This window comes from Nonomuraea sp. NPDC049480, assembly GCF_044465905.1.
Lineage (GTDB): Bacteria > Actinomycetota > Actinomycetes > Streptosporangiales > Streptosporangiaceae > Nonomuraea.
On sequence record NZ_JBITMD010000002.1, the window covers coordinates 341,528 to 367,848 of the forward strand.

At 71.9% G+C, this 26,321-nt stretch carries 21 protein-coding genes; 10 read left to right on the forward strand and 11 right to left on the reverse strand.

Going from position 1 to position 26,321, the window contains the following annotated elements; genetic code table 11:
- Positions 1-90 precede the first annotated feature (90 nt).
- Both ACIBX3_RS07025 and ACIBX3_RS07030 read left to right on the forward strand, forming a co-directional pair.
- Positions 91-1,119, forward strand: a complete 1,029-nt coding sequence (locus tag ACIBX3_RS07025; protein ID WP_397113998.1) for a LacI family DNA-binding transcriptional regulator — start codon at positions 91-93, stop codon at positions 1,117-1,119.
- A 76-nt stretch (positions 1,120-1,195) separates the two neighbouring features.
- Positions 1,196-3,508, forward strand: coding sequence for a PQQ-dependent sugar dehydrogenase (locus ACIBX3_RS07030; protein ID WP_397114000.1), 2,313 nt, complete (start codon positions 1,196-1,198; stop codon positions 3,506-3,508).
- On the opposite strand, the gene ACIBX3_RS07035 is transcribed toward ACIBX3_RS07030, so the two are convergent.
- The 9 genes from ACIBX3_RS07035 to ACIBX3_RS07075 all read right to left on the reverse strand — a co-directional run bounded on the left by ACIBX3_RS07035 (position 3,505) and on the right by ACIBX3_RS07075 (position 12,773).
- Positions 3,505-3,927: a hypothetical protein gene (locus ACIBX3_RS07035; RefSeq protein ID WP_397114002.1), complete on the reverse strand. Its 423-nt coding sequence runs from the start codon at positions 3,925-3,927 to the stop codon at positions 3,505-3,507. The two genes, ACIBX3_RS07030 and ACIBX3_RS07035, sit on opposite strands and share 4 nt — an antisense overlap.
- Positions 3,928-3,946: 19 nt before the next feature.
- On the reverse strand, positions 3,947-4,369 hold the full coding sequence (locus ACIBX3_RS07040; protein ID WP_397114004.1) for a hypothetical protein: 423 nt from the start codon (positions 4,367-4,369) through the stop codon (positions 3,947-3,949).
- Between the two features lie 54 nt (positions 4,370-4,423).
- Positions 4,424-5,452, reverse strand: coding sequence for a leucine-rich repeat domain-containing protein (locus ACIBX3_RS07045; RefSeq protein WP_397114987.1), 1,029 nt, complete (start codon positions 5,450-5,452; stop codon positions 4,424-4,426).
- 167 nt (positions 5,453-5,619) lie between these two features.
- Positions 5,620-7,980 (reverse strand): aerobic carbon-monoxide dehydrogenase large subunit, encoded by a 2,361-nt coding sequence (gene cutA / locus ACIBX3_RS07050; protein ID WP_397114006.1) that lies wholly within the window; start codon positions 7,978-7,980, stop codon positions 5,620-5,622.
- Complete coding sequence (locus ACIBX3_RS07055) at positions 7,977-8,453, reverse strand: (2Fe-2S)-binding protein (RefSeq protein WP_397114008.1); 477 nt, start codon at positions 8,451-8,453, stop codon at positions 7,977-7,979. Before ACIBX3_RS07055 ends, cutA begins: the two co-directional genes overlap by 4 nt.
- Entirely contained in the window at positions 8,443-9,339 is an 897-nt protein-coding gene (locus ACIBX3_RS07060) for an FAD binding domain-containing protein (RefSeq protein ID WP_397114010.1), read from the reverse strand. Before ACIBX3_RS07060 ends, ACIBX3_RS07055 begins: the two co-directional genes overlap by 11 nt.
- Entirely contained in the window at positions 9,336-10,748 is a 1,413-nt protein-coding gene (locus ACIBX3_RS07065) for a uracil-xanthine permease family protein (protein WP_397114012.1), read from the reverse strand. Before ACIBX3_RS07065 ends, ACIBX3_RS07060 begins: the two co-directional genes overlap by 4 nt.
- A 196-nt stretch (positions 10,749-10,944) precedes the next feature.
- Positions 10,945-11,154 carry an RNA-binding S4 domain-containing protein gene (locus ACIBX3_RS07070; protein WP_397114014.1) on the reverse strand — a complete coding sequence of 70 codons (210 nt, stop codon included), beginning with the start codon at positions 11,152-11,154 and terminating at the stop codon, positions 10,945-10,947.
- A gap of 11 nt (positions 11,155-11,165) precedes the next feature.
- Positions 11,166-12,773 carry a PucR family transcriptional regulator gene (locus tag ACIBX3_RS07075; RefSeq protein ID WP_397114016.1) on the reverse strand — a complete coding sequence of 536 codons (1,608 nt, stop codon included), beginning with the start codon at positions 12,771-12,773 and terminating at the stop codon, positions 11,166-11,168.
- A gap of 130 nt (positions 12,774-12,903) precedes the next feature.
- Here ACIBX3_RS07075 and ACIBX3_RS07080 point away from each other — a divergent pair, with 130 nt between their 5' ends.
- From ACIBX3_RS07080 to ACIBX3_RS07115, 8 genes are all read left to right on the forward strand, one after another.
- Entirely contained in the window at positions 12,904-13,764 is an 861-nt protein-coding gene (locus tag ACIBX3_RS07080; RefSeq protein WP_397114017.1) for a DUF2877 domain-containing protein, read from the forward strand.
- Entirely contained in the window at positions 13,761-15,122 is a 1,362-nt protein-coding gene (locus tag ACIBX3_RS07085) for an FdrA family protein (RefSeq protein WP_397114019.1), read from the forward strand. Before ACIBX3_RS07080 ends, ACIBX3_RS07085 begins: the two co-directional genes overlap by 4 nt.
- Complete coding sequence (locus tag ACIBX3_RS07090; RefSeq protein WP_397114021.1) at positions 15,119-16,507, forward strand: DUF1116 domain-containing protein; 1,389 nt, start codon at positions 15,119-15,121, stop codon at positions 16,505-16,507. Before ACIBX3_RS07085 ends, ACIBX3_RS07090 begins: the two co-directional genes overlap by 4 nt.
- 140 nt (positions 16,508-16,647) lie before the next feature.
- Positions 16,648-18,747 (forward strand): protein kinase, encoded by a 2,100-nt coding sequence (locus ACIBX3_RS07095; RefSeq protein ID WP_397114023.1) that lies wholly within the window; start codon positions 16,648-16,650, stop codon positions 18,745-18,747.
- A gap of 48 nt (positions 18,748-18,795) precedes the next feature.
- Positions 18,796-19,368 (forward strand): TetR/AcrR family transcriptional regulator, encoded by a 573-nt coding sequence (locus ACIBX3_RS07100; protein WP_397114025.1) that lies wholly within the window; start codon positions 18,796-18,798, stop codon positions 19,366-19,368.
- A gap of 56 nt (positions 19,369-19,424) precedes the next feature.
- Entirely contained in the window at positions 19,425-20,639 is a 1,215-nt protein-coding gene (locus tag ACIBX3_RS07105) for a Cmx/CmrA family chloramphenicol efflux MFS transporter (protein ID WP_397114027.1), read from the forward strand.
- Positions 20,636-21,451, forward strand: a complete 816-nt coding sequence (locus ACIBX3_RS07110) for an MOSC domain-containing protein (RefSeq protein WP_397114029.1) — start codon at positions 20,636-20,638, stop codon at positions 21,449-21,451. Before ACIBX3_RS07105 ends, ACIBX3_RS07110 begins: the two co-directional genes overlap by 4 nt.
- Positions 21,452-21,581: 130 nt before the next feature.
- Positions 21,582-22,844 carry an MFS transporter gene (locus ACIBX3_RS07115; RefSeq protein ID WP_397114031.1) on the forward strand — a complete coding sequence of 421 codons (1,263 nt, stop codon included), beginning with the start codon at positions 21,582-21,584 and terminating at the stop codon, positions 22,842-22,844.
- A 140-nt stretch (positions 22,845-22,984) separates the two neighbouring features.
- Here the strand turns inward: ACIBX3_RS07115 and ACIBX3_RS07120 are convergent, their stop codons facing one another.
- The gene (locus ACIBX3_RS07120; RefSeq protein WP_397114033.1) at positions 22,985-24,553 is read right to left on the reverse strand and encodes a bifunctional 3'-5' exonuclease/DNA polymerase; all 1,569 of its coding nucleotides are present in this window, start codon (positions 24,551-24,553) and stop codon (positions 22,985-22,987) included.
- 20 nt (positions 24,554-24,573) lie between these two features.
- Entirely contained in the window at positions 24,574-26,061 is a 1,488-nt protein-coding gene (locus tag ACIBX3_RS07125; RefSeq protein ID WP_397114035.1) for a metallophosphoesterase family protein, read from the reverse strand.
- Between the last annotated feature and the right edge of the window lie 260 nt (positions 26,062-26,321).

Genomic DNA, 26,321 nt, shown 5'->3' on the forward strand with positions numbered 1-26,321 from the left:
GAGGTGCCACGTAAGCGCTTTCGGAAGCGCTTTCGGTTACGATTGCACGGGATTCAGCCCCGGACAAGGGGGCCGAATAAGGGGGTTCGTATGGCCCATCGCCCACCCCGCCTCGTCGACGTCGCCAAGGCCGCCGGGGTCTCGCTGGCCACCGCCTCGCGCGCCATGACGGGCAGCACCGGGGTCAGCGCGCAACTCGCGGCGCACGTGCAGGCGGTCGCCTCCCAGGTCGGTTACGTGCCCAACAGCCACGCGCGGGCGCTGGCCGGCGGGCAGGCCTCCATGGTCGGGCTGATCGTGCACGACGTCGGCGACCCGTACTTCGGCGAGATCGCCCGGGGCGTGCTGCGCGAGACCGAGAGCCTCGGCTACCTGGCGCTGATCAGCCAGACCGAGCGCGACCCGGGCGCGGAGCTGGCCAGGATCCGCGCGTTGCGCGCCCACCGGGTGACCAGGATCGTGCTGGCGGGCTCCGGCTACATCGAGGCGGCGACCGAGGTGGACATCGCGGCCGAGGTGCGCTCGTACACCGCGGCGGGCGGCCGGGTGGCGGTGATCGGCCGCCACCACCTGCCGGTGGACGCGGTGCTGCCCGACAACGCCGGCGGCGGGGCCACGCTCATGCGGCACCTGCTCGACCTGGGCCACCGCCGGCTGGGCGTGCTGGGCGGCCCGGCGAACCTGACCACGGTCGAGGACCGCCTGTCGGGGCTGCGCACGGCGTTCGGCGAGGCCGGGCTCGACTGGCGCGCGGTCCCGGTCGTGCACGGGGATTTCACCAGGGAGGGCGGCGCGGCGGCCACCGCGCGGCTGATGCGCGCCCATCCCGGCCTGACGGCGGTCGTCGCGCTGAACGACCCGATGGCGGTCGGCGCGCTGTCATGGCTGCTGAACCACGGGCGCCGGGTGCCGGAGGAGATCTCGGTGGCCGGCTTCGACGACGTGCCGACCGCCCGCGACGTCTACCCCGCGCTCACGACGATCAGGCTGCCCATGGTCGGCATGGGCAAACAGGCCCTGGAGCTGGTGCTCAAGCCGCCCGCCTCGCGCCCGCGCCGCCGCCGCACGCGCCACGAGTTGGTGGTCCGTGCCTCCACCGCGCCGCCGCCGCCCTCTTGACAGACCTCACCCCCGGGTTACGATCCGCTGGCACGTAAGCGCTTTCGGAAGCGGTTGCGAACCAGGGGAGTTCCCGATGACAGCCCTTCGCCACGTCACGGTCGCGCTCGTCCTCATGCTGACGGCGTTAGCCGCGCCTCCCGCCTCGGCGCTCGCCGAGCCGACCCCGATCGACGATCCCATCCCTGAAAAGCCCACTCCGTCCGCCCTCACGCTGACGCTGGAGGAGTTCGCCTCCTTCCCGAAGACCGAGCCCATCCCCGAGCCGACCGACCAGCGGCTGGTCCGCTGGGCCAGGATCAACTACCTGGGCGAGCTGCCCGACGGCTCGCGCCGCCTGTACGTCAACGACCTCAACGGCAAGCTGTACATGCTCGGCAGGAACGGCGGCCAGCCGCGGGAGTACCTGGACGTCGGCGCCACGTTCGCGCCCGACTTCATCTCGGGCCGCGGCCTCGGCAGCGGCTTCGGCTTCACCGCCTTCCACCCGGACTTCGCCAGGAACGGCAAGCTCTACACCGTCCACACCGAGTGGGGCGACGCGCTCACCACCAAGACCCCCGACCTGCCGCCGCAGCCCGGCGTCAGGTTCCACGGCGTGATCACCGAGTGGACCGCCACCGACCCGAGGGCCGCCACGTTCTCCGGCACCCGCAGAGAGGTGCTGCGGCTCGGCTTCTCCGGCCAGATCCACGGCATCCAGCAGATCGACTTCAACCCGGCGGCCCGCCGCGGGAGCCCGGACTACGGCCTGCTCTACGTCGCCGCCGGTGACGGCGGGCGCGGCGTGAGCAGCGACGACCCGCAGAACCTCGCCGTCCCGCACGGCAAGATCCTGCGCATCGACCCGCTCGGCACGAACGGCGCCAACGGCCGGTACGGCATCCCCGCCGCCAACCCGTTCACCGGCCGGCCGGGCGCGCTCGGCGAGATCTACGCCTACGGCATGCGCGACCCGCACCGCTTCAGCTGGGACTCTCAGGCCGGCAACCGCCTGTTCCTCGGCCACATCGGCGAGCACGCCATCGAGGCCGTCTACGACGTCGGCGCCGGGGACAACCTGGGCTGGAGCGAGCGCGAGGGCTCGTTCCTGTTCAACAAGGCCGACCGCTGCCACCTGTACACACTGCCGGACAACGACGCCGAGTTCGGCTACACGTACCCGGTGGCCGCCTACGACCACGACCCGCCTCCCGGACACTCCTGCACGTCCGACAGCGGCCACGCGGTCGTCGGCGGGTTCGTCTACCGCGGGCAGCAGCTTCCGCTGCTGCGCGGCAAGTACCTGTTCGGCGACATCGTCGACGGCCAGGTGTTCTTCACCGTCGCCGCCGAGATGCGGGAGCAGACCGGCCGCCGGGCCACCATCCACAAGCCCCTCCTCGTGGACGCGACGGGCAAGCGGGTGACCATGCAGGACCTGGCCGGCAGCTCCCGGGTGGACCTGCGCTTCGGCCGGGACTCGGCCGGCGAGTTGTACGTCCTGTCGAAGGCCAACGGCAAGATCTGGAAGATCACGAAGGCCCAGCAGGCGCTGCCCGACGTGGTGACGAGCCTGCGCGACGACGTGATGGCGGCGTACGACTTCGACCACCCGCTGCCCGGCGACCCGGCGCAGGAGCAGGACCAGGGCCTGTCGGGCACGAACATCGCGCTGGTCAACGGCGGCGCCGCCATGCGGGTGGCCGACCGCGCCTACCGGGGCAGCAAGAACGCGCTCCAGACCCGCCAGGTCGAGCCCGCCACGACGGGCAACGACGACTGGAAGGCCGGGATCTACGGCGAGAACGGCGTGCCGACCCTGCGGGCGTTCAACGGCGTCCAGGGCGTGACCATCATGGGCTGGTTCAAGATGCTGGGGACGGGCCCCGCCCTGAACTCCAACACCGAGAACCCGGCCGACTTCTTCAACGCGATCGGCCTGGCGGGGGTGCTCAGCGGCAACTCGCAGGGCCACGACGTCAGGGCGCTGCTGGAGCTGATCACCGTGAACGGCGAGCTGCGAGTGGTGGCGCTGGCCCGCCGCGTGGACGGCAGCAGCTCCCAGACGTTCGCCGCCAACCGCCCCTGGCAGGAGATCCTGCCGAAGGGCCGATGGGTGTTCCTCGCCGCGACGTTCGACTTCGACACCGCGACGATGAAGCTCTACCGGAACGGACGGCCGCTCGACGGCTTCACCACCGTCGCCGGCGACCCGTGGGGCGTCGAGGGCGATCCCGAGCCGGACGTCACGTCGGCGACCGACCCGAGAGGCATCAAGATCGGCGGCAGCTTCCCGCAGAACACCAGGGAGCAGAACCCGTGCGACTGCCGCATGGACGGGCTGATGTTCCTCGACCGGGTGGCGGCCCCGGGTGAGATCCGAGCCCAGTACGAGCGGCTGCGTTAGCCGATGACCCGCATCTTCATGGTCCTGTGGTCGGTCTGGTGAAGATCGCCGCCGAGCCGCTCCCTGAGCAGGTCCAGCACCGGGCGGCTGGAAAGGACCGCCCACAGGTTGCCGACGAGATGCGGGTCCTTCTCGGGGGCGGCGTCCATCCAGGCCTTCTTGCCGGCCGGGGTCCTGAACGTCGTGACGACGAACTCGCCGTCCGGGGTCGTGCAGTATCCGGTGCGGATGTCGGCCGCGTTGACCTGCATGCGCGGCTTGCAGCCCACCCGTGCGGAAAGCTGCTCGACCGTGAGGGGGGCGGCGTTGGCCTGCCCGCCCGCGGCGACGGAGCCGCCGCCGCTCCCATAGCCCGGGGAGCAGGCGGCGACCAGCCCGGCCAGCAGCACCAGCGCGGCCAGGCGTGGATGTGTCGTCATGAGTCCCGCCGAACGGGGGTCAGTTGGGCTTGGGCGTCATCGAGACGCGGTGGTCCGTCAGGTGCAGGTCGCCGTTGAGCGTCGGCTTGAGCACCTCCAGCACCTCAAGCGGCCCCAGGACGGTCCACTTTGGGCCGACCAGGTGGGGGTTGTACTCGGGTGCCCGGTCCATCCACTCGTCCTTGAGCTTCTCCGTCTTGAACGTGTTGACGAAGAACTCACCTTCCTTGGTCTTGCAGTACGCCGTGCGGATTTCGGTGGCATCGACCTGCATCTTCGGCTTGCAACCGACCTTGGTGGAGAGCTGCTCGACGGTCTGGGGGGTGGCCTGCTGAACGTTCCCCGCCGCGGCATAGCCACTGTCCTTCCCGATGTTCTGGGAACAACCAGTGACCAGCCCGGCCAGCAGCGCGAAAGCGGCCAGACGTGGAATTGTCGTCATGTGCGGAGGTACGCAGGGCCTACCGCGCCGGTTCAGTGGCAGACCGTCCCGATTTCAGCGCAGGACGACGCAGCCCCGCGCGGCCAGTCTGCCGAGCACTCCGGGGTCGCCGTCGAGCTTGTTCCACCGCAGGTCGAGCTTCTCCAGGGCGGGCAGCTCGGCCAGGCTCTCCGGCAGCTCCCGCAGCCGGTTGTTCCGCAGGTCGAGGTGGGTGAGGCGGGGCGGCATCGCGTACGGGAGCTCGCGGAGGCGGTTGTCGCGCAGGTCCAGCACGCGCAGTTCGCCGAGCCCGGCGATGGAGTCGGGCAACCCGGCCAGCCGGTTGCCCTGGAGATGAAGCTCGCGCAGCCGGGCCAGGCCGCCGATCGGCTCGGGGAGCGTCTCCAGCCGGTTGTTGTAGAGCCGCAGCTCCACCAGCGCGGCCATGGAGCCGATCGTGCCGGGGAGACGGGTGAGGCGGTTGTCGGTCAGGTTGAGGTAGGCGAGCCGGTCCAGGCGCCCGATCGTGTCCGGGACCTCCGTGAACAGGTTGTCGCTCAGGTAGAGGTAGTCGGTGAGGTGCAGGTCGCCGACTTCGGGCGGGATCTCGGTGAGCCGGTTGTGGCCGAGGTCGAGCATGCGCAGCCGGGTCAGGCCGCCGATGGCCGCGGGGATCTCGGTCAGCTCGTTCTCGGCCAGGTTGAGTGATTCGAGCCCGGTCAGCTTCCACAGCGCGCCGGGCACGCCGGTCAGGCCGTTCCCGCCGGCGGCCAGGTGCCGCAGGGGCGCGGGCAACCGGTCGGGAAGGGCGGGGATCTGGTTGCCGTACAGGAAGAGGGTCTCCAGGTGCGGCGGGCAGCTCGGGAAGGACGTCAGCCGGTTGCCGTCCAGGTGCAGCGTGCGCAGCGCGGTGAGCCCGGACAGGTCGGGCAAGCTTCGCAGGCCGTTGCCGTCCAGCCGCAGCTCCTCCAGCGCGGCCAGCCCGGCGACCCAGGCGGGCACCTCGGGGATCTCGTTCCACGCCAGGTCGATCAGCCGGACGTCGCCGGGGACGGCGGGGAAGGCGGTCAAGCCGCTGCCGGGCGCACGCATGGCGCCGATCATCTCACGCACGCCCCACACCACCGCGGCTCTCCCGGCTGCCGTCTCGGTGCGACCAGACGCCCGCCCCCAACCTCGTCGCCGACGCCGTCAAAATCCTCGACGTGCCCGCCGGTGGCAAGCGCCCGCAGCCGGCCAGGGGGGTGGGCGGTCGCGCCGGGCGGCCGGGGTCAGGTCCCGGACGCGGACCGCAGGTCGAAGAGGTCGGAGGGGGAGATCGGCATGCGGTCGATCTCGATGCCCTCGGCGTCCTCGATGGCCGAGGCGATGACGGCCGAGACCGGGATGACGCCGGCCTCGCCCGCCCCCTTGATTCCCAGCGGGTTGAGCGGCGACGGCGTCTCCAGGTGGCCGGTCTCGATGTGCGGGATCTCGGTGGCGTACGGCATCAGGAAGTCCATGAAGGAGGCGTTGACGAGCTGCCCGTGCGAGTCGTACGCCATCCGCTCGTAGAGAGCGCCGCCGATGCCCTGCGCCACTCCCCCGTGGATCTGACCCTCCACGATCATGGGATTGATCAGCCGCCCGCAGTCGTGCACCACCGCATACCGGACGATCTTGATCTCGGCGGTGACCGGGTCGGTCTCCACGATGGCCGCGTGCATGCCCGCCGCGAACGTCGACCTGATGGGCGAGTAGTAGTCGCGCCCCTCCAGTCCAGGCTCCTCGCCCTCGGCGACCGGCGGCCGGTCCGGGGAGGCGGTGCCGGAGAACTGGGTGGCCTTGGCGGCCTCCTCGTCGAAGGCGTACCGGAGCGGGTTGGACAGGACCGCGACCGTGGACAGCGGGATGGAGGCGGCCGGCGCGCCGGCGACGTGCACCATCCCCTCGGTGATCTGCAGGTCGGCCGGGTCCGCCTCCAGCGCGTCGGCGGCGATCCGCAGCGCCTTCTGCCGCACTTTCCTGCAGGCCAGGGCGATGGCGTTGCCGCTGACGACGGCGGCGCGGGAGGCGAACGTGCCGACCGCGTACCCGAACCTGCGCGTGTCGCCGGTGACCACGCTGACCCGCTCGATGGGCACGCCGAGCTCGGTGGCGGCGATCTGGGCGAACACCGTCTCGTGTCCCTGGCCCTGGGAGGTGAGTCCCGTGGACACGTGCACGCGGCCGTCGGAGGTCACCTGCACGTGTCCGCCCTCGTACGGGCCGACCCCGGTGCCCTCGACGTAGCACCCGATCCCGATCCCCCTGCCCGGCCTCCGTTCGTGGTCGTCCCAGCCGATCAGCTCCTTCACCAGGCGGAGCATCTCGGGGTAGTTCCCGCTGTCGTAGATCAGCGGCCGCCCGTCCTGGAAGGTCATCCCCTGGTCGTACGGGAACTCGCCGGGCTGGATGAAGTTGGCCGCGCGCACCTCGGTCCGGTCCTTGCCCAGGTACCGGGCGATCTTGTCCATGGTGCGCTCCATGCAGAACACGCCCTGGGGACGGCCCGCGCCCCGATAGGGCGTGACCTGCACGGTGTTGGTGTAGACGGCGCTGAACTCGACCCGGTAGGAACCGATCTTGTACGGCCCGAGCAGCTGGGTGGAGGTGACGATCGGCACGATGATCCCGTACGGCGTGTAGGCGCCGTGGTCGTGCAGGATCGTCACGTCGAGCCCGAGGACGCGCCCGTCGTCGTCGAACCCGGCCCGGACGTACTGGACCTGGCCGCGCTCGTGCGCGGAGGAGATGAAGTGCTCCCTGCGGTCCTCGGTCCACTTGATCTCGCGGCCGAGCGTCATGGCCGCCCACGGCACGAGGATCTCCTCCGGCCACGGGTGCACGATCTTGACGCCGAACCCGCCGCCGACGTCGGGAGCGATCACCTCGACCTGCGGCAGGGGCAGGCCGAGCGTGGCGGCCACGGCCATGCGGACGCTGGTCGAGGTCTGGGTGCTGGAGTAGACGCGCAGGTCGCGGCCGTCCCAGCGGGCGTACACGCCGCGGCCTTCGAGCGGCATGCTCGCGCTGCGCTCGATGTCGAGCCGGAAGGCCAGGGTGTGCGGCGCGGTCTCGATGGCCTCCCGCGCGCCGCGCCCGTCCGCGCCGGCGACCTCCTGGACGAGATGCGCGCCGACGTTGCCGGGCACGTCCTCGTGGACGAGCTGGGCGCCCTGGACGGCCTCCTCCAGGCCGACGACCGGCTTGAGCGGCTCGTAGTCGACCTCGATGAGCGCGCAGGCGTCCTCGGCGGCGTACCTGTCGGCGGCCACCACCATCACGATCGGCTCGCCCACGTGCCTGACGACGTCCCTGGCCAGGGGGTACGCGGTGCGCCCGTGGGTGAGCGCCGGGTGCGGGATGAGCAGCGGCAGCGGCCGCCCCACCCGCTCGGGCAGGTCCTCGTAGGTGTAGATCGCGACGAGCCCTTCCACGTCGAGCGCCGGCCCGACGTCGATGTCGCGGATGCGGGCGTGCGCGTGCGGCGAGCGCACGAAGGCGGCGGCGAGGGCGTCGCGCCCCAGGTCGTCGAGGAAGCGGCCGTTCCCGGTGAGCAGCCTGGGGTCCTCCCGCCGCGCCACGGACTCCCCGAACAGCCTCGTCGTCATGCTTCCTCCGCCAGCAGCTCGGCGGCCCGGTGGACGGCCTTGACGATGTTCTGGTAGCCGGTGCACCGGCACAGGTTGCCGGAGATGCCCTCGAGGACCTCCTCGTCCGTCGGCGCCGGGTTCTCCTCGAGCAGGGCGGTCACCGTGCACAGGAACCCGGGCGTGCAGAAGCCGCACTGCAGTCCGTGGCACTCGGCGAACGCACGCTGCACGGGCGAGAGCCCGTCCGCCCCCGCCAGGCCCTCGACGGTGGTGATCTCGCGGCCGTCCACGGTGACGGCGAACGTCAGGCACGAGCGTACGGGCTGCCCGTCGAGCAGCACGGTGCAGCAGCCGCAGACGCCGTGCTCGCAGCCGACGTGGGTGCCGGTCAGGCCGATGTCGTGCCGCAGGCAGTCGGACAGCAGCCGCCGGGCCGGGACGCTCACCCGCCTGGCGGTCCCGTTCACGACGAGCGTGATCTCATGCTCCACCGGTCTCCGCCTCCCTGGCCGCGTTCCGCACCGCCCGCTCGGCCAGCACCCCGACCAGGTGCCGGCGGTAGGCGGCCGACGCGTGGATGTCGCCGTCGGGCTCGCTCGCGTCCTGCGCGAGCCGCGCCACGATCCCGTCGAGCTCGTGGACGCGGCACCGCCCTGTCTCCTCGCTCACGTCCACGACCACCGGCACCGGCCCCACCCCGATGCAGGCGATCCGGGCGGCGGTGACGAACGCGTCCTCGTCCAGCGTGACCACCGCGCAGACGCCGGCCAGCGCGTAGTCGCCGTGCCTGCGGGCGACCTCCTCGAACGCCGCTCCCGTCCTCGGCCCCAATGCCGGGAAAAATGCTGACACGGCCAGCTCGTCTGGCTGGACGGCCGACTCCATGGGCCCGGTGAAGAAGTCGCGTGCGCTCACGTCGCGTACCGCCGCGCCCGGCGGCATGCCGTCCGCGGGCGCCGCGGCGCCGCCGTCCCAGCGGGCGACCCGGACGGACCCGCCGAGGACGGCCAGCACGGCGGGCAGCTCGGCGGCCGGGTCGGCGTGCACGAGGCTGCCGACCACGGTCCCGCGGTTCCTGATCACCGGGTGGGCGACCAGTTTGAGCGCTTTGGTGAGCAGCGGATGCGCCCCGGCCCGCGCCACCTCGGAATGCCGGGCCAGCGCCCCCGCGCGGACTCCCGCCTCGGTGCGCTCGAATCCGCCCAGCGACGCCACCCGGTTGATGTCGACGAGATGCTCGGGCGCGGCCAGCCGCATGTTGAGCATCGGGATGAGGCTCTGCCCTCCGGCCAGCACCTTGCCCCGGACCTCGGCGAGGATCTGGAGGGCCGCGCCGAGGTCGCGCGGGGCGTGGTACTCGAACGGCGGCGGCTTCACCCGGCCTCGCTCCTGGCCGGTTCCGGGGTCCGGCCGGCGATGGCCCGCAGCAGGTGGTAGCCGCCCAGCACGACGATGGTGCCGAGCGCGATGCCCTCCAGCGTGAAGTCACCGCCGATGAAGTGGCTCACGGGTCCGATGGCCAGGATGATGCCCGCGCCGATCGGGACCATGTTGACCGGGTCGGCGAAGTCCACGCGGTTCTCGATCCAGATCTTCGCGCCGAGCAGCCCGATCATCCCGTACAGGATGACGGTGACGCCGCCGAGCACGCCGCCCGGCGTGGCCGCGACCAGCGCCCCGAACTTGGGACAGAGGCCGAACAGGATCGCGATGATCCCGGCGATGTAGTAGGCGGCGGTCGAGTAGACCTTGGTCGCCGCCATGACGCCGATGTTCTCGGCATAGGTCGTGGTGGGCGAGCCGCCGACCGCGCTGGTCACCATGGTCCCGACGCCGTCGGCGAGCACCGCCCGCCCGACATAGGGGTCCACGTCCGTCTTCGTCATCTCGCCCACGGCCTTGACGTGCCCGATGTTCTCGGCGATGAGCGCGATGACCGCGGGCAGCACCAGCAGCACGGCCGAGAACCGGAAGTCGGGGGCGTGGAAGCTCGGCACTCCGAACCAGTCGGCCTTGGCCACGCCGTCGAAATTCACCCGATCGTGCGGGAACGCCGTGGCCACGCAGTACGTGCCCTCGGCCGTGCAGGCGTTCCCGGCCGCGTCCAGCAGGTTCTGGCCGGGCAGCACGGAGGTGATCGGCCCGGCCGTCTTGTCGAGCACCCACGACAGCACGAACCCGGCGACGAGCCCGATCAGCACCCCGATCCGGCCGATGAACCCCTTGAACAGCACGATCACCAGGAAGGTGATCAGCATCGTGATGAGCGCGACCCAGTGATCCTGCGGCCAGTAGACGTCCGCCACCACGAACGCCAGCCCGAACCCGATCAGCATGACGACCGCGCCGGTGACCACGGGCGGGAAGACCCGGTGGATGATCTGCACGCCGAGGAAGTGGATGGCCAGCCCGGCCAGCGCCAGCACGAACCCGGCGACCAGGATCGCGCCCGTCACGATCGCGTCCGCGCCCGCCGTGTCGCCCCCGGCCACCGCCCTGATGGCGAACACGCCGCCCACGAACGACGCGCTGGTGCCGAGATAGCTGGGCACCTTGCCCTTGACGATCAGCAGGAACAGGATCGTCGCGACGCCGGACATCATCACGGCGACGTTCGGATCCAGCCCCATGACGATGGGGAAGACGAACGTCGCGCCGAACATCGCGATCACGTGCTGTGCGCCGAACCCCACCATTCTGGGCCAGCTCAGGCGCTCGTCGGGCCTGACGACCTCGCCGGGCGTCAGGTTCTTGCCGTCACCGTGTTTGGTCCATCCCAAAGTCATGAGAGCCCCTTATGTGCCGGCCTGCGCCCATTGCCGAGCAGAGCTTGGGGCTGTGACGGATGTCCTCGCTTCGCTGCGCATCCATCACAGCACACCTTCCGTTGCGGGCACATTAGGCCCGCGCGAACACTCCTACACGGGCATGATCTGCCAAATCTACGACGACCACCAGTGAAACCTCGCGCACATGTGAGCTCTAGGCGACGTGAATCGAGAACCCGTCCCCGCTCACGACCTGCCCTGCCCTGATTTTTGCGGTCTTGCGCAGCTCCACCTCGCCGTCCACGAGCACCATGCCCTCGGCGATCAGCTGCTTGGCCATGCCGCCCGTCTCCGTGACCCCGCAGTATTTCAGCAGGTCGCACAGCGGGATGTAGTCGGAGCGCAGTTCGAAATCCAGATCCACGAGGCCCCAGCCTAGATGCCCCGCATCCGCAGCACGTGCAGGGCCAGGGTCAGATTGAGCCGCAAGTGCGGGTCGTCGGTGAAGCTGCCGAGCAGGCGCTCCAGCTTTCCGATCCGGTAGCGCAGCGTGTTGTAGTGGAAGTGCAGCCGCCTGGCGGTCTCCGCCACGTTGAGATTCGTCTCCAGGAGCACCTGCAGGGTGCGCCGGAGGTCGGAGTTCTCGGCGTCGTCGTCGGTGGCCAGCGGCCCGAGCGTCTCGCGGACGAACGCGTGCAGCTCGTCGGTGTCGTTGACCAGCGACAGCAGCCGGTAGACGCCGAGCTGGTCGAAGTGGGCGACCGCGCCCGGCCCGTGCAGCTGGCGGCCCACCCTGGCCGCCTTCAACGCCTGCGAGTACGCCTCCGGCAGCGTCTCCGCCCCCGGGCTGGGCCGGGACGTGCCGGTCGAGAACGTCGCGGGCGGCACGTCGGCGAAGGCGGAGGCCGCGTCCTTGGCCACGCGTACGGCGTCGATCGAGGCGTCGACCACGGCCACCACCTCGTGGGAGAACCCCGCCACGGCCCCGCGCGGGTCGTGCCGCCTGATCGCGGCCGTCCAGCACGCGACGAGGCGGTCCTGGGCGCTGCGCTCGTCGCCGTCGGGGTCGAGCTCGGCCACGAGCACGGTCACCGGCCGGGCCAGGTCCCACCCGAACGCCCTGGCGCGGGCTGTGACCCGCTCGGCCGTGCCCGCCCTGCCGGTGAGCACGTCGCGCAGGAAGTCGGCGCGGTACTTGCTCTCGACGGCGTTGACCGCCTCCTGCCGGGTGACGACCAGCGCGGCGACGGTGGCGGCGCGTTCGAGGATGCCGACGTCGCTGTCCCTGATCGCCCCCGGCGCGCTGTAGGCGACGATCCTGCCGTGGTGGTGCCCGCCGGCCAGCACCGGCACCGAGGCGAACTCCCGCCCCCGCCCGGATGTGCGGGTGGGCGAGGTGGGCGGCCCTTCGCGGGAGATCGACTCGCGCAGCACCGCGACGTGTCCGGCGGGCCCGGCGGTGGCCAGCACGTGGCCCGCGCCGTCCACGGCCGCGACCGACACGTCGAGCAGCTGCGCCACCTCGGCGGTGACCTCGTTGAGCCCGCCGCCGGCCAGCACGACCTGCACCAGCGCCCGGTGCGCCTCCTCGGCGCGGGCCAGCACGGCGGCCTGGCGGTTGAGGATGTCCGTGAGCACCTGGTTGAGGATGTCGTCGAAGCCGACGTCGTTCGGCAGCAGGATGAGCGGGAAGCCGAGCCGGTCGGCCTGCTCGACCATCTCGGCGGGCAGCTCGTCGACGTACCGGCCGAGCTTGATCGCCAGTGCGGCCAGCCCGCGCTCGTCCAGGTCGGCCACGAGCCGGCCGAGCGACTGCGGCGTGTTGCGCAGCGGGTAGCCGGTGGTGAGCAACAGCTCGTGCGGCTTGACCCAGGCCAGGATGTCGGGGACCTCCATGACGTTGAGGCGCTGGACGATGCGGCCGAGCCCGCTCTCGCCGGCGATGAGCCTGGCTTCGGCGAGGGTCGACACGCCGAGCACCTCTCCGACGGACACGCCGTGAATGATTGTTCCGGTGCTGGCGAGACGGACGGGGGGCTCCATGAGCAGATTGTGACCCGGGAAGCGGTCTGTCAGGAAGAGCCAACCTTCCCGCTGACTGTTGGCAAATTTCTCCGTACGGAGGGTTCGCGGCCCCGTCTACGGTCAGGTCCAAGGTCGGTTGGGAGGTCCGGTGACGGTCAGTACTCACGCGCGGCGTACCCGCATCCATGTCACGGGCGCGGCCAGCACGGCGGTACGGCCCGTCCTGGAGTCGCCCCGCCGCCCCGCCCGGGTGCTCGCCGTGTTCCCCGCGGGCGTGTATCTGGAGGTCAGGACAGAGCTGGAGCCTTCGGTGATCGCCGTCATCACGGGCGAGGCCACCAGGCTGCCCAACTCGGTGCTGCTGGCGGGCCCGCTGCCGCACGTGACGGTGGGTGATGACGCGGCGGTGGGCGATCGCTCGGTCGAGCTCGGGTCGCTGATCCTGCGCGTGCGCCGCTGGTGGGATCCCGCTCCGCCGCCGACGCCGATCGACCGCGGACGCCTGGCCGGCGCCGGCGCGATCCTGGCCAGGCCCGCGGAGCCGGCGCCCGGCCTTGCGGGCAACGGCGCGGTGGCCTCGCTCGCCGCCGCCTGCGCGGAAGGGTGGCTGCTGGGGGCCGTGTCGGCGGCCGAGCAGCTCGTCGGGCTCGGGCCCGGGCTCACGCCGAGCGGCGACGACGTGCTGGCCGGGCTGCTGGTGACGTTGCGGCGCCTGGGCACGGCGACCGGCACGGAGCGGGCGGTGTGGCTGGCGGACTGGCTGGCGGCGGCCGTGACGTTCGACGCGCGTACGCGTACCACTCCCCTGTCGGCCACGCTCCTGCACTGCGCGGCCAGGGGCGAGGCGAGCCCCGAGCTGATCGCGGTGCTGCGCGGCGTCGCGGGCGAGCAGGCGCTGGAGCCGGCGCTGCGCCGGCTGCGCCGCCTCGGGCACACCTCGGGCGCCGACCTCGCGCAGGGCGTCGCCATCGGCGTCGGCGCCGTCATCGCCCTGGGCGGGGCGCGGTGAGCGCCGAGGTGGTGCTGGTCCGCAAGGGGGCGTACCACGACTCGGTCCAGCTCATGCGGGTCAGCCGGGCGCTGACGGAGATGCCGGGCGTCACGGCGGCCATGGTCGCGATGGGGACCGGCCTCAACGTCTCCGTCATCAGCGACCTCGGCTTCGACGTCCCCGAAACCGGCCCCGGCGACCTGCTGATCGCCGTCCGGGCCGACGATCCGGAAGCCGCCGTCGCCGAGGCGGATCGGCAGCTGACCACGCTCCAGCGGCCGGGCGCCGCGACCGGGCAGCCCCCGCTGACCACCCGCTCGGCGGCCGCCAGGGAGCCGGCCGACCTGGTCCTGGTGTCGGTGCCGGGCGAGCACGCCTTCTCCGAGGCGTACGACGCCGTCATGGCCGGGCTGCCCGTCATGATCTTCAGTGACGGCGTCCCCGTCGCGCTGGAGCGGCGGCTGAAGGAGCTGGCCGGGGAGCGGGACGTCCTGGTCATGGGCCCCGACTGCGGCACCGCCTCGATCGGGGGCGTGGGCCTCGGCTTCGCGAACGTCCTCGCCCCGGGCCCCGTCGGCGTGGTCGCCGCGTCGGGCACCGGCGCGCAGCAGGTGACGTCGCTGCTCGACTGGGCGGGCACGGGTGTCAGCCACATCCTGGGCGTGGGCGGCAGGGACCTGTCGGCCGAGGTCGGCGGGCTGTCGACGCTGCGCGCGCTGCGCCTGCTGGACGAGGACCCGGCCACCGAGCTGATCGTGCTCGTCTCCAAGCCGCCCGACCCGGAGGTGGCGCGGGCGGTGGAGGAGGCCGTGGCCGGGCTGCGCACGCCGGTGGTGCGGGCCCTGCTCCCCGCGCCGGACTCGGGCGCGTCAAAGGGCGCCGACCTCACGGAGGCGGCGGAGCAGGCACTGCGCGCGCTCGGCGAGCCCGTACCCGAGTGGCCGTCCTGGCGCGGGACACCACGGGACGGCGCGAGGAAGACGATGAAGGGCATCTACTCCGGGGGGACGCTCTGCTTGGAGGCCGCCGCGGTCGCCGGGCAGGGCGACTTCGTCGACTACGGCGACGACGCGTACACCAGGGGACGCGCGCACCCCATGATCGACCCGACGCTGCGCGTGGAGGCGCTGGCCCGCGCCCAGGAGATGGACGTGGTGCTCATGGACGTCGTGCTGGGCCACAGCGCGGACCCCGACCCCGCCGCGGCGCTCGCGCCCGCCCTCGCCCGCACCCCCGCCGCCGTCGTGGTCGCCCTCGTCGGCACGCAGGGCGACCCGCAGGACCTGCACCGCCAGGCCGCCGTACTCCGCCAGGCGGGCGCGGCCGTGTTCCTGTCCAACGCCCAGGCGGCCCGGCACGCCAGGAGCCTCCTATGAGCCCGCTCTCCGCCCCGTCCCGCGTGATCACCACCGGCGCCGGACTGCTCGACGAGGCGCTGGCCGCGCAGGCCGTGCCGACGACCCCGGTGGACTGGCGCCCGCCCCTGCCCGGCACCGCGGAGGCGCTGGTCAAGGTGCTGGCCGATCCGCGCAGGCAGGCCGCCAACGAGCTGGCCGCGCGCCGGCTGACCACCGCGCGGCCGCACCTGATCGGCGTGCGGCGGGCGTCGGAGGTGCTGCCCGAGGGCACGTTCCTGCACGCGGGCCCGCCGATCACCTGGGAGCGCGCGTCGGGCCCGATGCGCGGCGCGCTCATCGGCGCGATGCTGCTGGAGGGCCTGGCCGGCGACGAGCGCGACGCCTCCGCCAAGCTGGCGCGGGGCGAGATCGTGCTGCGGCCGTGCCACGAGCACGCCGCCGTGGGGCCGATGGCGGGCGTGGTGAGCCCGTCCATGTGGCTGTTCGAGGTGCACGACGAGGAGCACGGCGGCACCGCCTACTGCTCGCTCAACGAGGGCCTGGGCAAGGTCCTCAGGTACGGCGCGTACGGGCCCGAGGTGCTGGACCGGCTGCGCTGGATGGACGCGGTGCTCGGCCCCGCGCTGGCCGCGACCCTGGAGCGGACGGGCCCGATCGACCTGCGCTCGCTGATCGCGCAGGCCCTGCAGATGGGCGACGAGCTGCACAACCGCAACCGGGCCGCCACCTCCCTGCTGCTGCGCGAGCTGGCCCCGGCCGTGGTCGAGGCCGCCCCGGGCGGCGCCGCGCAGGTGCTGCGCTTCATCAACGGCAACGACCACTTCTTCCTGAACGCCGGCATGGCCGCGGCCAAGGTGAGCACGGACGCCGCCCGCGACATCCCCGGCTCGACCATGGTCGTCGCCATGGCCAGGAACGGCACCGACTTCGGCGTCCAGGTGTCGGGTCTCGGCGGACGCTGGTTCACCGGCCCGGCCGGCGTGCCCGACGGGCTCTACCTGGGCACGTACGGCCCCGATGACGCCAACCCCGACATCGGCGACTCCACGATCACCGAGACGTCGGGCCTGGGCGGCTTCGCGATGGCGGCGTCCCCGGCCATCGTGCGCTTCGTGGGCGGCGAGGTGGCCGACGCGGTGCGGGCCACCCGGTCCATGTACGAGATCACGCTCGCCGAGCACCCCGCCTACCAGATCCCCGGTCTCGGCTTCCGCGGCACGCCTGTCGGCATCGACGTCACGCTCGTGGCCAGGACCGGGCTGCTGCCCGTGGTCAACACCGGCATCGCCGGACGCGTGGCGGGAACGGGGCAGGTGGGGGCGGGGCTGGTCAAGCCTCCCGCCGAGGCTTTCACCAGCACCTTGCCGGCGCTGGCGGACGCGGTTAGTGATCCATTTGAATAGCGGCATATCCGCACGTCAGTGACGCTGTAAAGCGGACGCTGGCTTCCATTGTGCATTCCCCGCCGATATCGTAACGAACCTCATAATCTGCAAGTAGCGTGAAGACGCACGTGACGGATGAGAAAGATGGGGGCGGGAAGATGGCAGCCGACCGCTTGCTCGGCGGGCCGGGCCAGGAGGGAGACGCCCCAGTGGGCGCTCCGCAGGCCCAGGGCCGCCTCATAGGCAGGCGTTACCGGCTCATGTCACCTGTCGGCAGAGGCGGCATGGGCATGGTGTGGCACGCCCACGACGTCCTGCTCGACCGGGACGTGGCGGTCAAGGAGCTGATCCTCCCGTTCGGGCTCGACCACGCGGGCACGCAGGTGGCGCACCGGCGCATGCTGCGCGAGGCCAGGTCGGCCGCGCGGCTCCAGCATCCCGGCATCGTGACCGTCCACGACGTGGTCGAGGAGGACGGCCGTCCGTGGATCGTGATGGAGCTGGTCCGCGCCTGGTCCCTCGAGCAGGCGGTACGCCAGAGCGGGCCGCTCCCCGTGATCCAGGCCGCCGAGATCGGCATCCGCGTGCTCGACGCGCTCATGCACGCCCACGCCGCCGGCATCCTGCACCGCGACATCAAGCCCGGCAACGTGCTGCTGACCCAGGACCGGGTGGTGCTGACCGACTTCGGCATCGCGGCCATCGAGGGCGACGTGAACATCACGCAGACCGGGCTGCTCATGGGGTCGCCGGCGTACATCCCGCCGGAGCGGCTGTCCGGGCAGCCGATCACGCAGGCGGCCGACCTGTGGTCGTTCGGCGCGACGCTGTACGCCGCCGTCGAGGGGCGGCCCCCGTACGAGGGGCCCGACCCGGTCGCGGTGCTCGGCTCGGTGCTCACGCAGGAGCCGATCACGCCGCAACGGTCCGGATCGCTGGCGCCGGTGATCGAGGGCCTGCTGCGCAAGAACCCCGCCGAGCGGCTGACGGCCGCGCAGGTCATCGAGATGCTCGAGACGGTGCTGCGCGTGCACGGCTCGCCCCGGCCGCGCAAGCCGGAGGCGCTGCCCAGCCCGGCCGACCCGGCGCCTGCCGGCCTGCTGCCGCCGTTGGAGACGCCCTCGGGGCCGATGCCGTCGCGGATCGTGGAGACGCCCTCGGGGCCGATACGCGTGCCGTACAACCCGCTGACCAGCCCCTCGGGCGGCCACTCGATGCCGTACGACGGTCTTTCCACACCGTCCGGCAGCCACCGGACCGACCAGTTGCCGCAGCCGCCCGCGTTCGGCGGCCCGTCGCCGCTCGCGAGCCCGTCGGGGCCGCTCGCGAGCCCGTCGGGGCCGCTCGCGAGCCCGTCGGGGCCCTTCGCGAGCCCGTCGGGGCCGCACCGGATGCCGGCCAGAGACCTGTACGACGACCTGGACAACCCCACGGGACCTCGCCCGCAGCCGATCCTGCCGCTGACCACGGACAGCCGCGCGTCCGCCTCCACCTCGGCCCCGTGGCCGCTGGCCTCTCCCGACGACCTGCGCGAGCAGTCGCGCGACCTGGCGCACGACACCGGCCACAACCGCCTGTCCACGCTGCCGAGCGCGACCCCGCGCACGGGCAAGAGCAGGCGCAGGGCGGAGGAGGACGACGGCGCCTGGGTGCGCGACGGGCGCCCCACGCCGCTGACGATCATCAGCGCGCTGCTGGGGGTGGCCGTCGTCGTCGGCGCCGTGTGGATCATCGTGTCGGGCGGCGGCTCTTCCGAGGTGGCCCCGATCACGCAGTCCGCCACGGTCGCCCCCACGCCCCGGAAGGCCCAGCCCGCCGCCGCCGCGCCCGACGGCTACAAGCAGCACACTCCGGCCGGATTCTCCGCGGCGGTCCCCCAGGACTGGAAGCTGGCCACGTCGGGCGGTGTGGCCACGTTCACCGGGCCGAAGGACTCCGGGCTGCGGATCCTCGTCGAGGACGTGACCCCGCAGGCCGACGGCGGGCTGTCGGAGCTCGGCCGGCAGGAGGCCGACGGCGGCATGGAGAGCTACATCCAGGTGCAGCTGCAGGCGGTGGACTTCCGCGGCTGGAAGGCGGCGGACTGGGAGTACACGTACACCACCGCCAACGACGTCCCCATGCACGCGCTGACCAGGTACGTCACGATCGACGACGTCACCGCTTTCAAGATCACGTTCGACATGCCCGAGCTCAAGTGGGACGACCAGGCCGACACGCGGAAGGTGTTCCTGGACACCTTCAGGAAGACCACCTGACACCAGGGTATTGCACCGGTCGTTCCAAAACGTGCTAGCGTGCGGGACATGGCGCGACCGAGGAAGTTCGAGGAGGACCGGGCGGTCGAGGCGGCCATGCGCGCCTTCTGGGAGGCGGGCTACGAGGCCACCTCGACACAGGACCTGTGCGCGGCCACCGGACTCGGGCGCAGCAGCATCTACAACACCTTCGCCAGCAAGCGCGACCTGTTCCGGAAGGCGCTGCGGCGCTACATGGACGAGCGCAACGCCGTGCTCGCCGAGCTGATGGACGGCGACCTGCCGGCGAAGGAGAAGGTCCGGACCGTGTTGTGGTGGGCGGTCGAGCCCGAGCCGGACGATCCGATCGGCTGCCTGGTGGTCAACTCGACGATCGAGCTGGCGCCGCGCGACCCGGAGATCGCCGAGTTGCTGCGGCGCGACAACGACCTCCGGCTGCGGCTGATGCGCTCGGCCATCGAGGCCGGCCGCGCCCGGGGCGAGATCGGCGCGGACAAGGACCCCTCGTCTCTGGCGCGGTTCGTCGTCGCCACGGTCAGCGGGCTGCGCGTGATGGGACGCGGCGGCGCCGACCGGGCCGCGCTCGAGTCCGTCGCGCGCACCGCGCTGGACGCGTTCTGATTTTTTCGCGCCCACGTTTTGAACTGATCAATCTAAAACTGTGGAGGGAGTCCGCCATGCCGTTGGCGGTGTACATACTGGGATTCTCGATCTTCGCTCAGGGCACGTCGGAGCTCATGCTGGCCGGGCTGCTCCCCGAGCTGTCCGCCGACTTGGGCGTGTCCGTGCCGCAGGCCGGGCTGCTGATCTCGGCGTTCGCGATGGGGATGCTGGTGGGCGCGCCGGTCCTGGCCGTCGTCACCTTGCGCTGGCCGCGCCGTACGGCGCTGCTGACGTTCCTCGCCGTCTTCGCGCTGTCGCACGTCGCCGGCGCGCTGACGTCCAGCTACGGCACGCTGTTCACCACGAGGGTCGTCGGCGCCTTCGTGTACGCCGGCTTCTGGGCCGTGGCCGCGAGCACCGCGATCGGCCTGGTGCCCGCGAACGCCCGCGGCAAGGCGATGAGCGTGCTCGCCGGCGGGCTGACGGTCGCCACCATCATCGGCCTGTCCCTCGGCACGGTCATCGGCCAGCACCTCGGATGGCGGGCGGCGTTCTGGGCGGTGGCCGGCCTGTCGGCGCTCGCCGGCGCGGGCGTCCTCGCCACCATCCCGGGCGGCAGGCCCGGGACCGCCGCCGGCGACGTGCGGGAAGGCCCCAGCCTCGCCGTCGAACTGCGCGCCATGACCAGCCCCGGGCTCTGGCTCTCCTACAGCACCACCGCACTCACCACGGGCGCCCTCCTGGTCTCCTTCAGCTACTTGAGCGTGCTGCTCGTCGACACCACCGGGCTGGACCCCGCCTGGGTGCCCGCCGTCCTGGCCCTCTACGGCGCCGGCTCGCTGATCGGCATCACGATCGGCGGCAGGACCGCCGACGCCCGCCCGTTCCGCTCCCTGTACGCCGGGATCGCCGGCCTCGTCGCCGCCTCGGCCGCACTGGCGCCGGCCGCGCCGATCCCGCTCCTCGCCATCCCCCTGATCTTCCTGCTCGGCGCGTTCGGCTTCGCCACCAACCCCGCGCTCAACACCCGCGTCTTCGCCCTGGCCAAGAACGCCCCCACGCTCGCCGCCGCGGTGAACGTCTCCTCGTTCAACCTCGGCATCACCGCCGGCCCGTGGCTGGGCGGCCTGTCCATCGGCGCGGGACTCGGCTACCCGTCGGTGGCCTGGATCGGCGCCGCGATCGGCGTGCTCTCCCTCGCCACGGTGGCGCTCGCCGCGCGCCTGAGCCGTACGGGCTCCACCGTCCCGGAGCCCGCCCGAACCGGTGAGATACGGTCGGCCTCATGAAGCTGGCGAGCATCCACTTTTACCCCATCAAGTCCACGGCGGGTCATGATGTTCACGAGGCCGAGGTCCAGCCCTGGGGGCTGGCCGGCGACAGGCGCTACCTGATCACCGACGAGCGCGGCGTGATCCTCACCGCCCGTGAGGAGCCGCGGCTCCTGGCCTGCCTGGCCACGCTCGACGGCGGCACGCTCACCTTGACCGGCCCCCACGCCGCGCCGCTGCGGGTCGTCCCGGACGTCTCGATGGCCACGGTGGACGTGTGGGGCACGCCGGTGGAGATGACCGATTGCGGGGACGACGCGGCCCGCTGGCTGTCGGAGCTGGCGGGGCGGCCGGTCCGGCTCAAGTGGCTCGACGACCCCACCCGCCGCCCGGTCGATCCCGCGTACGGCCGCCCGGAGGACCGCGTCAGCCTGGCCGACGGCTATCCGCTCCTGCTCACCTCCACGGCCTCGCTCGACCGGCTGAACGACTGGATCGTCGAGGGCGCGCTGGAGCGCGGTGAGGAGGCGCCGGCGCCGCTGCCGATGCACCGGTTCCGGCCGAACGTGGTGGTGGAGGGCGCCGGCGTGCCGTTCGCGGAGGACGAGTGGAAGCGGGTGCGGATCGGCGAGGTGGACTTCCGGGTGACCAAGGGGTGTGACCGGTGTGTGCTCACCACCGTTGACACCGCCACGTACACGAAGGGCAAGGAGCCCATCAGGACGCTCGCCCGGCATCGCAAGTGGGACGGCAAGGTGTGGTTCGGCATCAACCTGATCCCGGACGGAGTCGGCCGGATCACCGTGGGCGATTCAGTCACCATTCTCTGAAATATCGCGACCGGGGGGCGTCGGGGAGCGGCGGTAACGTCGCGGAACGTCCGTAAAACACGGCCTTCCCGAGGGAAAAGGGTGGCCGTCCCCTTTGGGGCGATGTTGGGGGCTATGGGAGACTTCACAGGTGACCAGCACCCCCACAAAGCCCGCTGTCTCGCCTTCTGACCGGATCCGGATCATCCAACGCCGCACCTTGGGCGTGCTGTCCGCGGCGCAGATCGTTGGCGGTGTGGGGGTCGCCGTGGGGCTGGCGCTCAGCTCGGTCGTGGTCGACGAGTTGTCGGGCTCCACGGTGATCAGCGGCTTCGCGGGGACGGCCACCGTGCTCGGCGCGGCGCTGCTGGCCCTGCCGACGGCCAAGGCGTCCGGCAGGGGCGGGCGACGCGCGGGGCTGGCGCTCGCGTACGTGGCGGCGCTGACCGGCTGCGCGATCTCGGTGGTCGCGATCAGCCTGCGGACGTGGCCGCTGCTGCTGCTCGGGTTGGTGCTGGTGGGCGGCGGCAGCGCCGGCGGCCTGGCGGCACGCTACTCGGCGACGGACCTGTCGCCGAAGGGACACGCGGCCAGGCACCTGTCCCTGGTCGTCTGGGCCGCCACGATCGGCTCCGTCGCCGGCCCCAACCTGGCCAAGCCCGCCGACCAGATCGGCATGCGGCTCGGGCTGGTGGAGAAGGCGGGACCGTTCGCGTTCGCGGCGCTCGCCTTCGCCCTGGCGCTGGTCGTCATCATCGCCTTCCTGCGCCCCGACCCCCTCACGCTGGCCCGCGGCCTGAACGGCGCCGAGGATCCCGGGCCCGGGCGCAACCGCACGATCAGGACAGCCTGGCATACCCTGCGCACCACGCCGATGGCCCGCCGGGCGCTGGTCATGATCGCGGTCAGTCACACGGCGATGGTGTCCGTCATGTCGATGACCCCGGTCAAACTCCACCACGACGGCTCGAACCTGGACGTCATCGGCCTCGTCATCAGCCTGCACATCGCGGGCATGTACATGCTGTCCCCGGTCGTCGGGTGGCTGGCCGACAAGGCGGGCAAGGTTCCCGTGCTGCTGCTCGGCATGGGCCTGCTGCTGGCCGCCGCCGCGCTGGCCGGCACGGCCGGGCATCGGGTGTGGCAGGTGACGACGGCGCTGGTGCTGCTCGGGCTGGGATGGTCCTGCGGCCTGGTCGCCGGCTCCGCCCTGGTCACGGAGTCGGTCCCCATCGAGCGCCGCCCCGCCGTCCAAGGGTTGTCCGACCTGTTGATGAACGTCTGCGGCGCCACGGGCACGATCGTCGCGGGCGCCATCGTCGGCATGCTCTCGTACGGCGCGCTGGGCCTGGTCGTCGGCATCATGGTCGCCCTGGCCGCCTTCTGGCTCGCCACCGCCCGCCCCCACCCTTAGCCCCCGCCGGAAAGTGCGCCGGCGGTGGACGGCCGACGCGGCGAGCACGTCAGCGGCGGCGCGTCCCGGCGCCGATCATTCGGGCCGGTCATTCGGGCCGGTCATTCGGGCCGGTCATTCGGGCCGGTCATTCGGGCCGGTCATTTGGCGTCGGCGTAGCAGGTGACCGCGACCGCCTCCATGGGAAACCGCACCGGCGTCCGCCCGAACAGCAGCCTGCTGGCCTCCTCCGCCGCCGCCGACACGGCCCCCATCACCTCCTCGGCCTGCTCAAGGGGACAGTGCACCATCACCTCGTCATGCTGGAAGAACACCAGCCGCGCCGGCTCCGGCAACAACCCGCGCAACACCGCGAGCAGCGCCAAGGCCCACTCCGCCGCGGTCCCCTGCACCACGAAGTTGCGCGTGAACCGCCCCCGGTCCCGCGCCGCGCGCCCGCCCTCGGGACCCGACACCAGCTCCCTCCACCGGGACGACGGCGGCGGGCTGGTGCGGCCGAGCCAGGACCGGACGAGCCGCCCCTCCTCCCCCGCCTTGGCCGCGTCCTCCACGAACTGGTACGCCCGGGGAAACCGCTGCCGCATCACCGCCAGCAGCTTGGGCGCGTCGCCGCTGGTGCCGCCGTACATGGCGGACAGCATCGCGATCTTGGCGTTGTCCCGCTCCCCGCCGAAGGACTGCGCCAGCGCCGAGTACAGATCGATCTCCCCGGCGGCTCCGGCCAGCCCTGCGTCCCCGGCCATCGCGGCCAGCACCCGCGGCTCGAGCTGCGCGGCGTCGGCGACGATCAGCACCCACCCGTCGTCGGCGACCACCACCCGCCGCATCACCTTGGGGATCTGCAGCGCTCCTCCGCCGCTGGTGGCCCACCGCCCGGACACGACCCCGCCCACCACGTATTCGGCCCGGAACCGCCCGCCCCGCACCCACTGGTCGGCCCACACCCATCCGTGGAAGCTGAAGAGCCGGGCCAGCTCCTTGTACGCCAGCAGCGGCGCCACGGCCGGATGATCGACCTGCTTCAGCTCCCACGACCGGGTGGTCTTCAGCGCCACCCCGGCCCCCTTGAACGCCTTGACGAGCTGCTGCACGGAGTCCGGATTGACCGGATGCCCGAACGCCGCCGTCACCTCGTCGGCCAGCGCCTGCAGCTTGGCGGGCCGCATGCCGTGCACGGGCCGCGGACCGAGCAGCTCGGTCAGCAGCGCGTCGTGCACGTCCCTGCGCCACGGCATCCCGTCGTACGACATCTCGGCCGCGACCAGCGCCCCCGCGGACTCGGCCGCGACCAGCAGCCGGAACCTCCCCGGCTCCGGCAGCGCCTCGATCCGCCGCAGCTGGCCGGCCAGCACCTCGGCCACCGCCTCCGCCCCGAGCGGCTCGGGCGCGAACAGCGTGTCCGGCGCGCTCGGCTGCTCCTCGGGCACGGGCAGCCCGTGCAGCCGGGCGTGGGCGGCCCTGGCCGTGCGGCTCTCGCCGTAGCGGCCTTCGTACGCCAGCAGCAGCCCCTCGGTGAGGGCGACGTCGTGGCAGCGCGAGACCCGCACGCCGGCCCGCAGCAGCGCCGGGTAGGTCTCCCTCGTGTCGGCCCACACCCATCGCGGCCGATCGGCCGCCTCGATCTCCCGCACGGTCCCCGCCAGATCGGAGGTACGGCGAGCCGTCCCTCCGACCGGCAGCACCGTCTCTCCGGCGACCACGACATACACGTGGCAAGCGTGACAGACGGCTACGACAAACTGATGCGCACCTCGTCCTCCACGGGCGGCTCCAGCTCCTGCGCCAGGCATCCGGTGGCGGCCAGGCACCGCAGCGTCAGCTCGCCCGGCGTGACCGACACGTGCAGGAACTGCTTGAAGAACGGCGGAGTGTCCCAGTCGGACAGCTCGGACAGGTACCGGTGGAACACCTTGTCCACGGGCAACCTGAGCGGCCACGGCCAGGCGCCGAGCAGCCGCGCCGCCCACCGCATCCGGCGGGTGACCTCGACGGGCCCTTCGGGGGTGCGGACGGGCTGGTTCCTGATCTGCTCCGACATGATGCACACGGCCTCCTCGGGCCGCAGGTAGAGCCACTTCATGCGGAGCCTGCGGGCGTACAGCTGGCTGTAGAACGACAGCGAGTCGCCGCGCAGCGGGTAGCAGCGGAAGTCGTCCTCGTGCACCCCCGCCACGTCGACCCGCCGGATGGTGTGCGTGGCGTGCATGAACGCCCCGCCTCCGCCCGCCACGACGTACTGGATCACCCGCTCGCCCACCTTGACCGGATAGCGCTGGTAGTTGTGCACGTCTCCGCCGATGGCCGCGACGTACCGGTGCGCCGGGTCGCGGACGATGTCGTCAATCGTGCCGCCTTCCTCCAGCGGTGACGGCTTGTACGCGTTCGCGGTGTAGATGGGCTTGCCGGTCACGAGGATCTTCGGCCGCGGGTCGAGCGAGACGCGGCGCAGCCAGGCGGTCTGGCCCTTGTCGATCACGTTCCTGATGCCGGTGTCCACGCCCACGATGAGCAGGCTGTCACTCTCGATCACCCAGTACGGCCCCGGCTGCGTGGCCTGCTGCGACGGCTTGCCCCTGAGCGAGCGCGCCTCGGCCAGCCGCGCCTCGTCGATCGTCTCCGGCTTGCGCCACAGCAGCCCGCGCGGCCCGCGGTCCGGCTTCGGCTTGAGCGGCGGCGCGTCGCAGAAGACCCGCATGAACCCGCCGAGCCCGTCGTACCAGTCGTGGTTGCCGGGGATCGCGTAGATGGGAGCGTCATAGTCCTTGTACGGGCGGAAGAACTTGTCGCCGTACTCGTTGCCCGATCCCGTCGGATAGATGACGTCACTGGCGACGATGGCGAACGACGTCCCTTCGCCGGCTTTCAGCATTCCGGGCACGACGGCGTACTGGGAGGCGTCGCCCTCGCCGGTATCGCCGAGCAGAAGGAAACTGAAATTTCCATCAACGGGCGGCTTGATACGAAATTCCGGGTCAATCCCACGTACTTCCTGAGCCGCCACCCAGCGCGCCCGGACCTCCCCTGACGGATCTCCGAACAACCCGGCGAGGATCTCGTTGCGCGAGCGCCACAGCGTGGCTAAATTCAGCCAGCTGAACCCGTGGCCGTCCGGTTTGAGCTGGGCGAACGTACCAGTCTGCGCACAGGCCCACCCGGCCCCCGCCTCCGACACCCGTGAGGAAAGCTCTTTTCCGCGCTCGGCCGCGACTTCCGTCATGACCACATCTTTACCGCGATCAACCATTTGCGCACCCTGAACTCTCCGTACTGCATAGAACACAGAAGGTTCACAATGGTGTAACCTCATCCCCCCAAACAAGCGGTTGGGACACCGAAGGGAGGACGCCGGCACCGGCCCCGGCAAGGCCTCACACATGCGTCTCCGCCTGCTCCAACGAGCCGACGCCAGAAGGGAAGAACACCGGTCCGAACCCTGACGGCGGTCCGCCTGCCGGCGAACCACCCGTCTGTGTCCCG

Bases quoted from the DNA above. Each gene is read 5' to 3' on its own strand.
- ACIBX3_RS07095 (WP_397114023.1), top strand. From the start codon at position 16,648: ATGGCAGCCGACCGCTTGCTCGGCGGGCCGGGCCAGGAGGGAGACGCC.
- cutA (WP_397114006.1), bottom strand. From the start codon at position 7,980: ATGACGACGAGGCTGTTCGGGGAGTCCGTGGCGCGGCGGGAGGACCCC.
- ACIBX3_RS07100 (WP_397114025.1), top strand. From the start codon at position 18,796: ATGGCGCGACCGAGGAAGTTCGAGGAGGACCGGGCGGTCGAGGCGGCC.
- ACIBX3_RS07035 (WP_397114002.1), bottom strand. From the start codon at position 3,927: ATGACGACACATCCACGCCTGGCCGCGCTGGTGCTGCTGGCCGGGCTG.
- ACIBX3_RS07025 (WP_397113998.1), top strand. From the start codon at position 91: ATGGCCCATCGCCCACCCCGCCTCGTCGACGTCGCCAAGGCCGCCGGG.
- ACIBX3_RS07090 (WP_397114021.1), top strand. From the start codon at position 15,119: ATGAGCCCGCTCTCCGCCCCGTCCCGCGTGATCACCACCGGCGCCGGA.
- ACIBX3_RS07045 (WP_397114987.1), bottom strand. From the start codon at position 5,452: ATGATCGGCGCCATGCGTGCGCCCGGCAGCGGCTTGACCGCCTTCCCC.
- ACIBX3_RS07105 (WP_397114027.1), top strand. From the start codon at position 19,425: ATGCCGTTGGCGGTGTACATACTGGGATTCTCGATCTTCGCTCAGGGC.
- ACIBX3_RS07075 (WP_397114016.1), bottom strand. From the start codon at position 12,773: ATGGAGCCCCCCGTCCGTCTCGCCAGCACCGGAACAATCATTCACGGC.
- ACIBX3_RS07065 (WP_397114012.1), bottom strand. From the start codon at position 10,748: ATGACTTTGGGATGGACCAAACACGGTGACGGCAAGAACCTGACGCCC.
- ACIBX3_RS07040 (WP_397114004.1), bottom strand. From the start codon at position 4,369: ATGACGACAATTCCACGTCTGGCCGCTTTCGCGCTGCTGGCCGGGCTG.
- ACIBX3_RS07110 (WP_397114029.1), top strand. From the start codon at position 20,636: ATGAAGCTGGCGAGCATCCACTTTTACCCCATCAAGTCCACGGCGGGT.
- ACIBX3_RS07030 (WP_397114000.1), top strand. From the start codon at position 1,196: ATGACAGCCCTTCGCCACGTCACGGTCGCGCTCGTCCTCATGCTGACG.
- ACIBX3_RS07125 (WP_397114035.1), bottom strand. From the start codon at position 26,061: ATGACGGAAGTCGCGGCCGAGCGCGGAAAAGAGCTTTCCTCACGGGTG.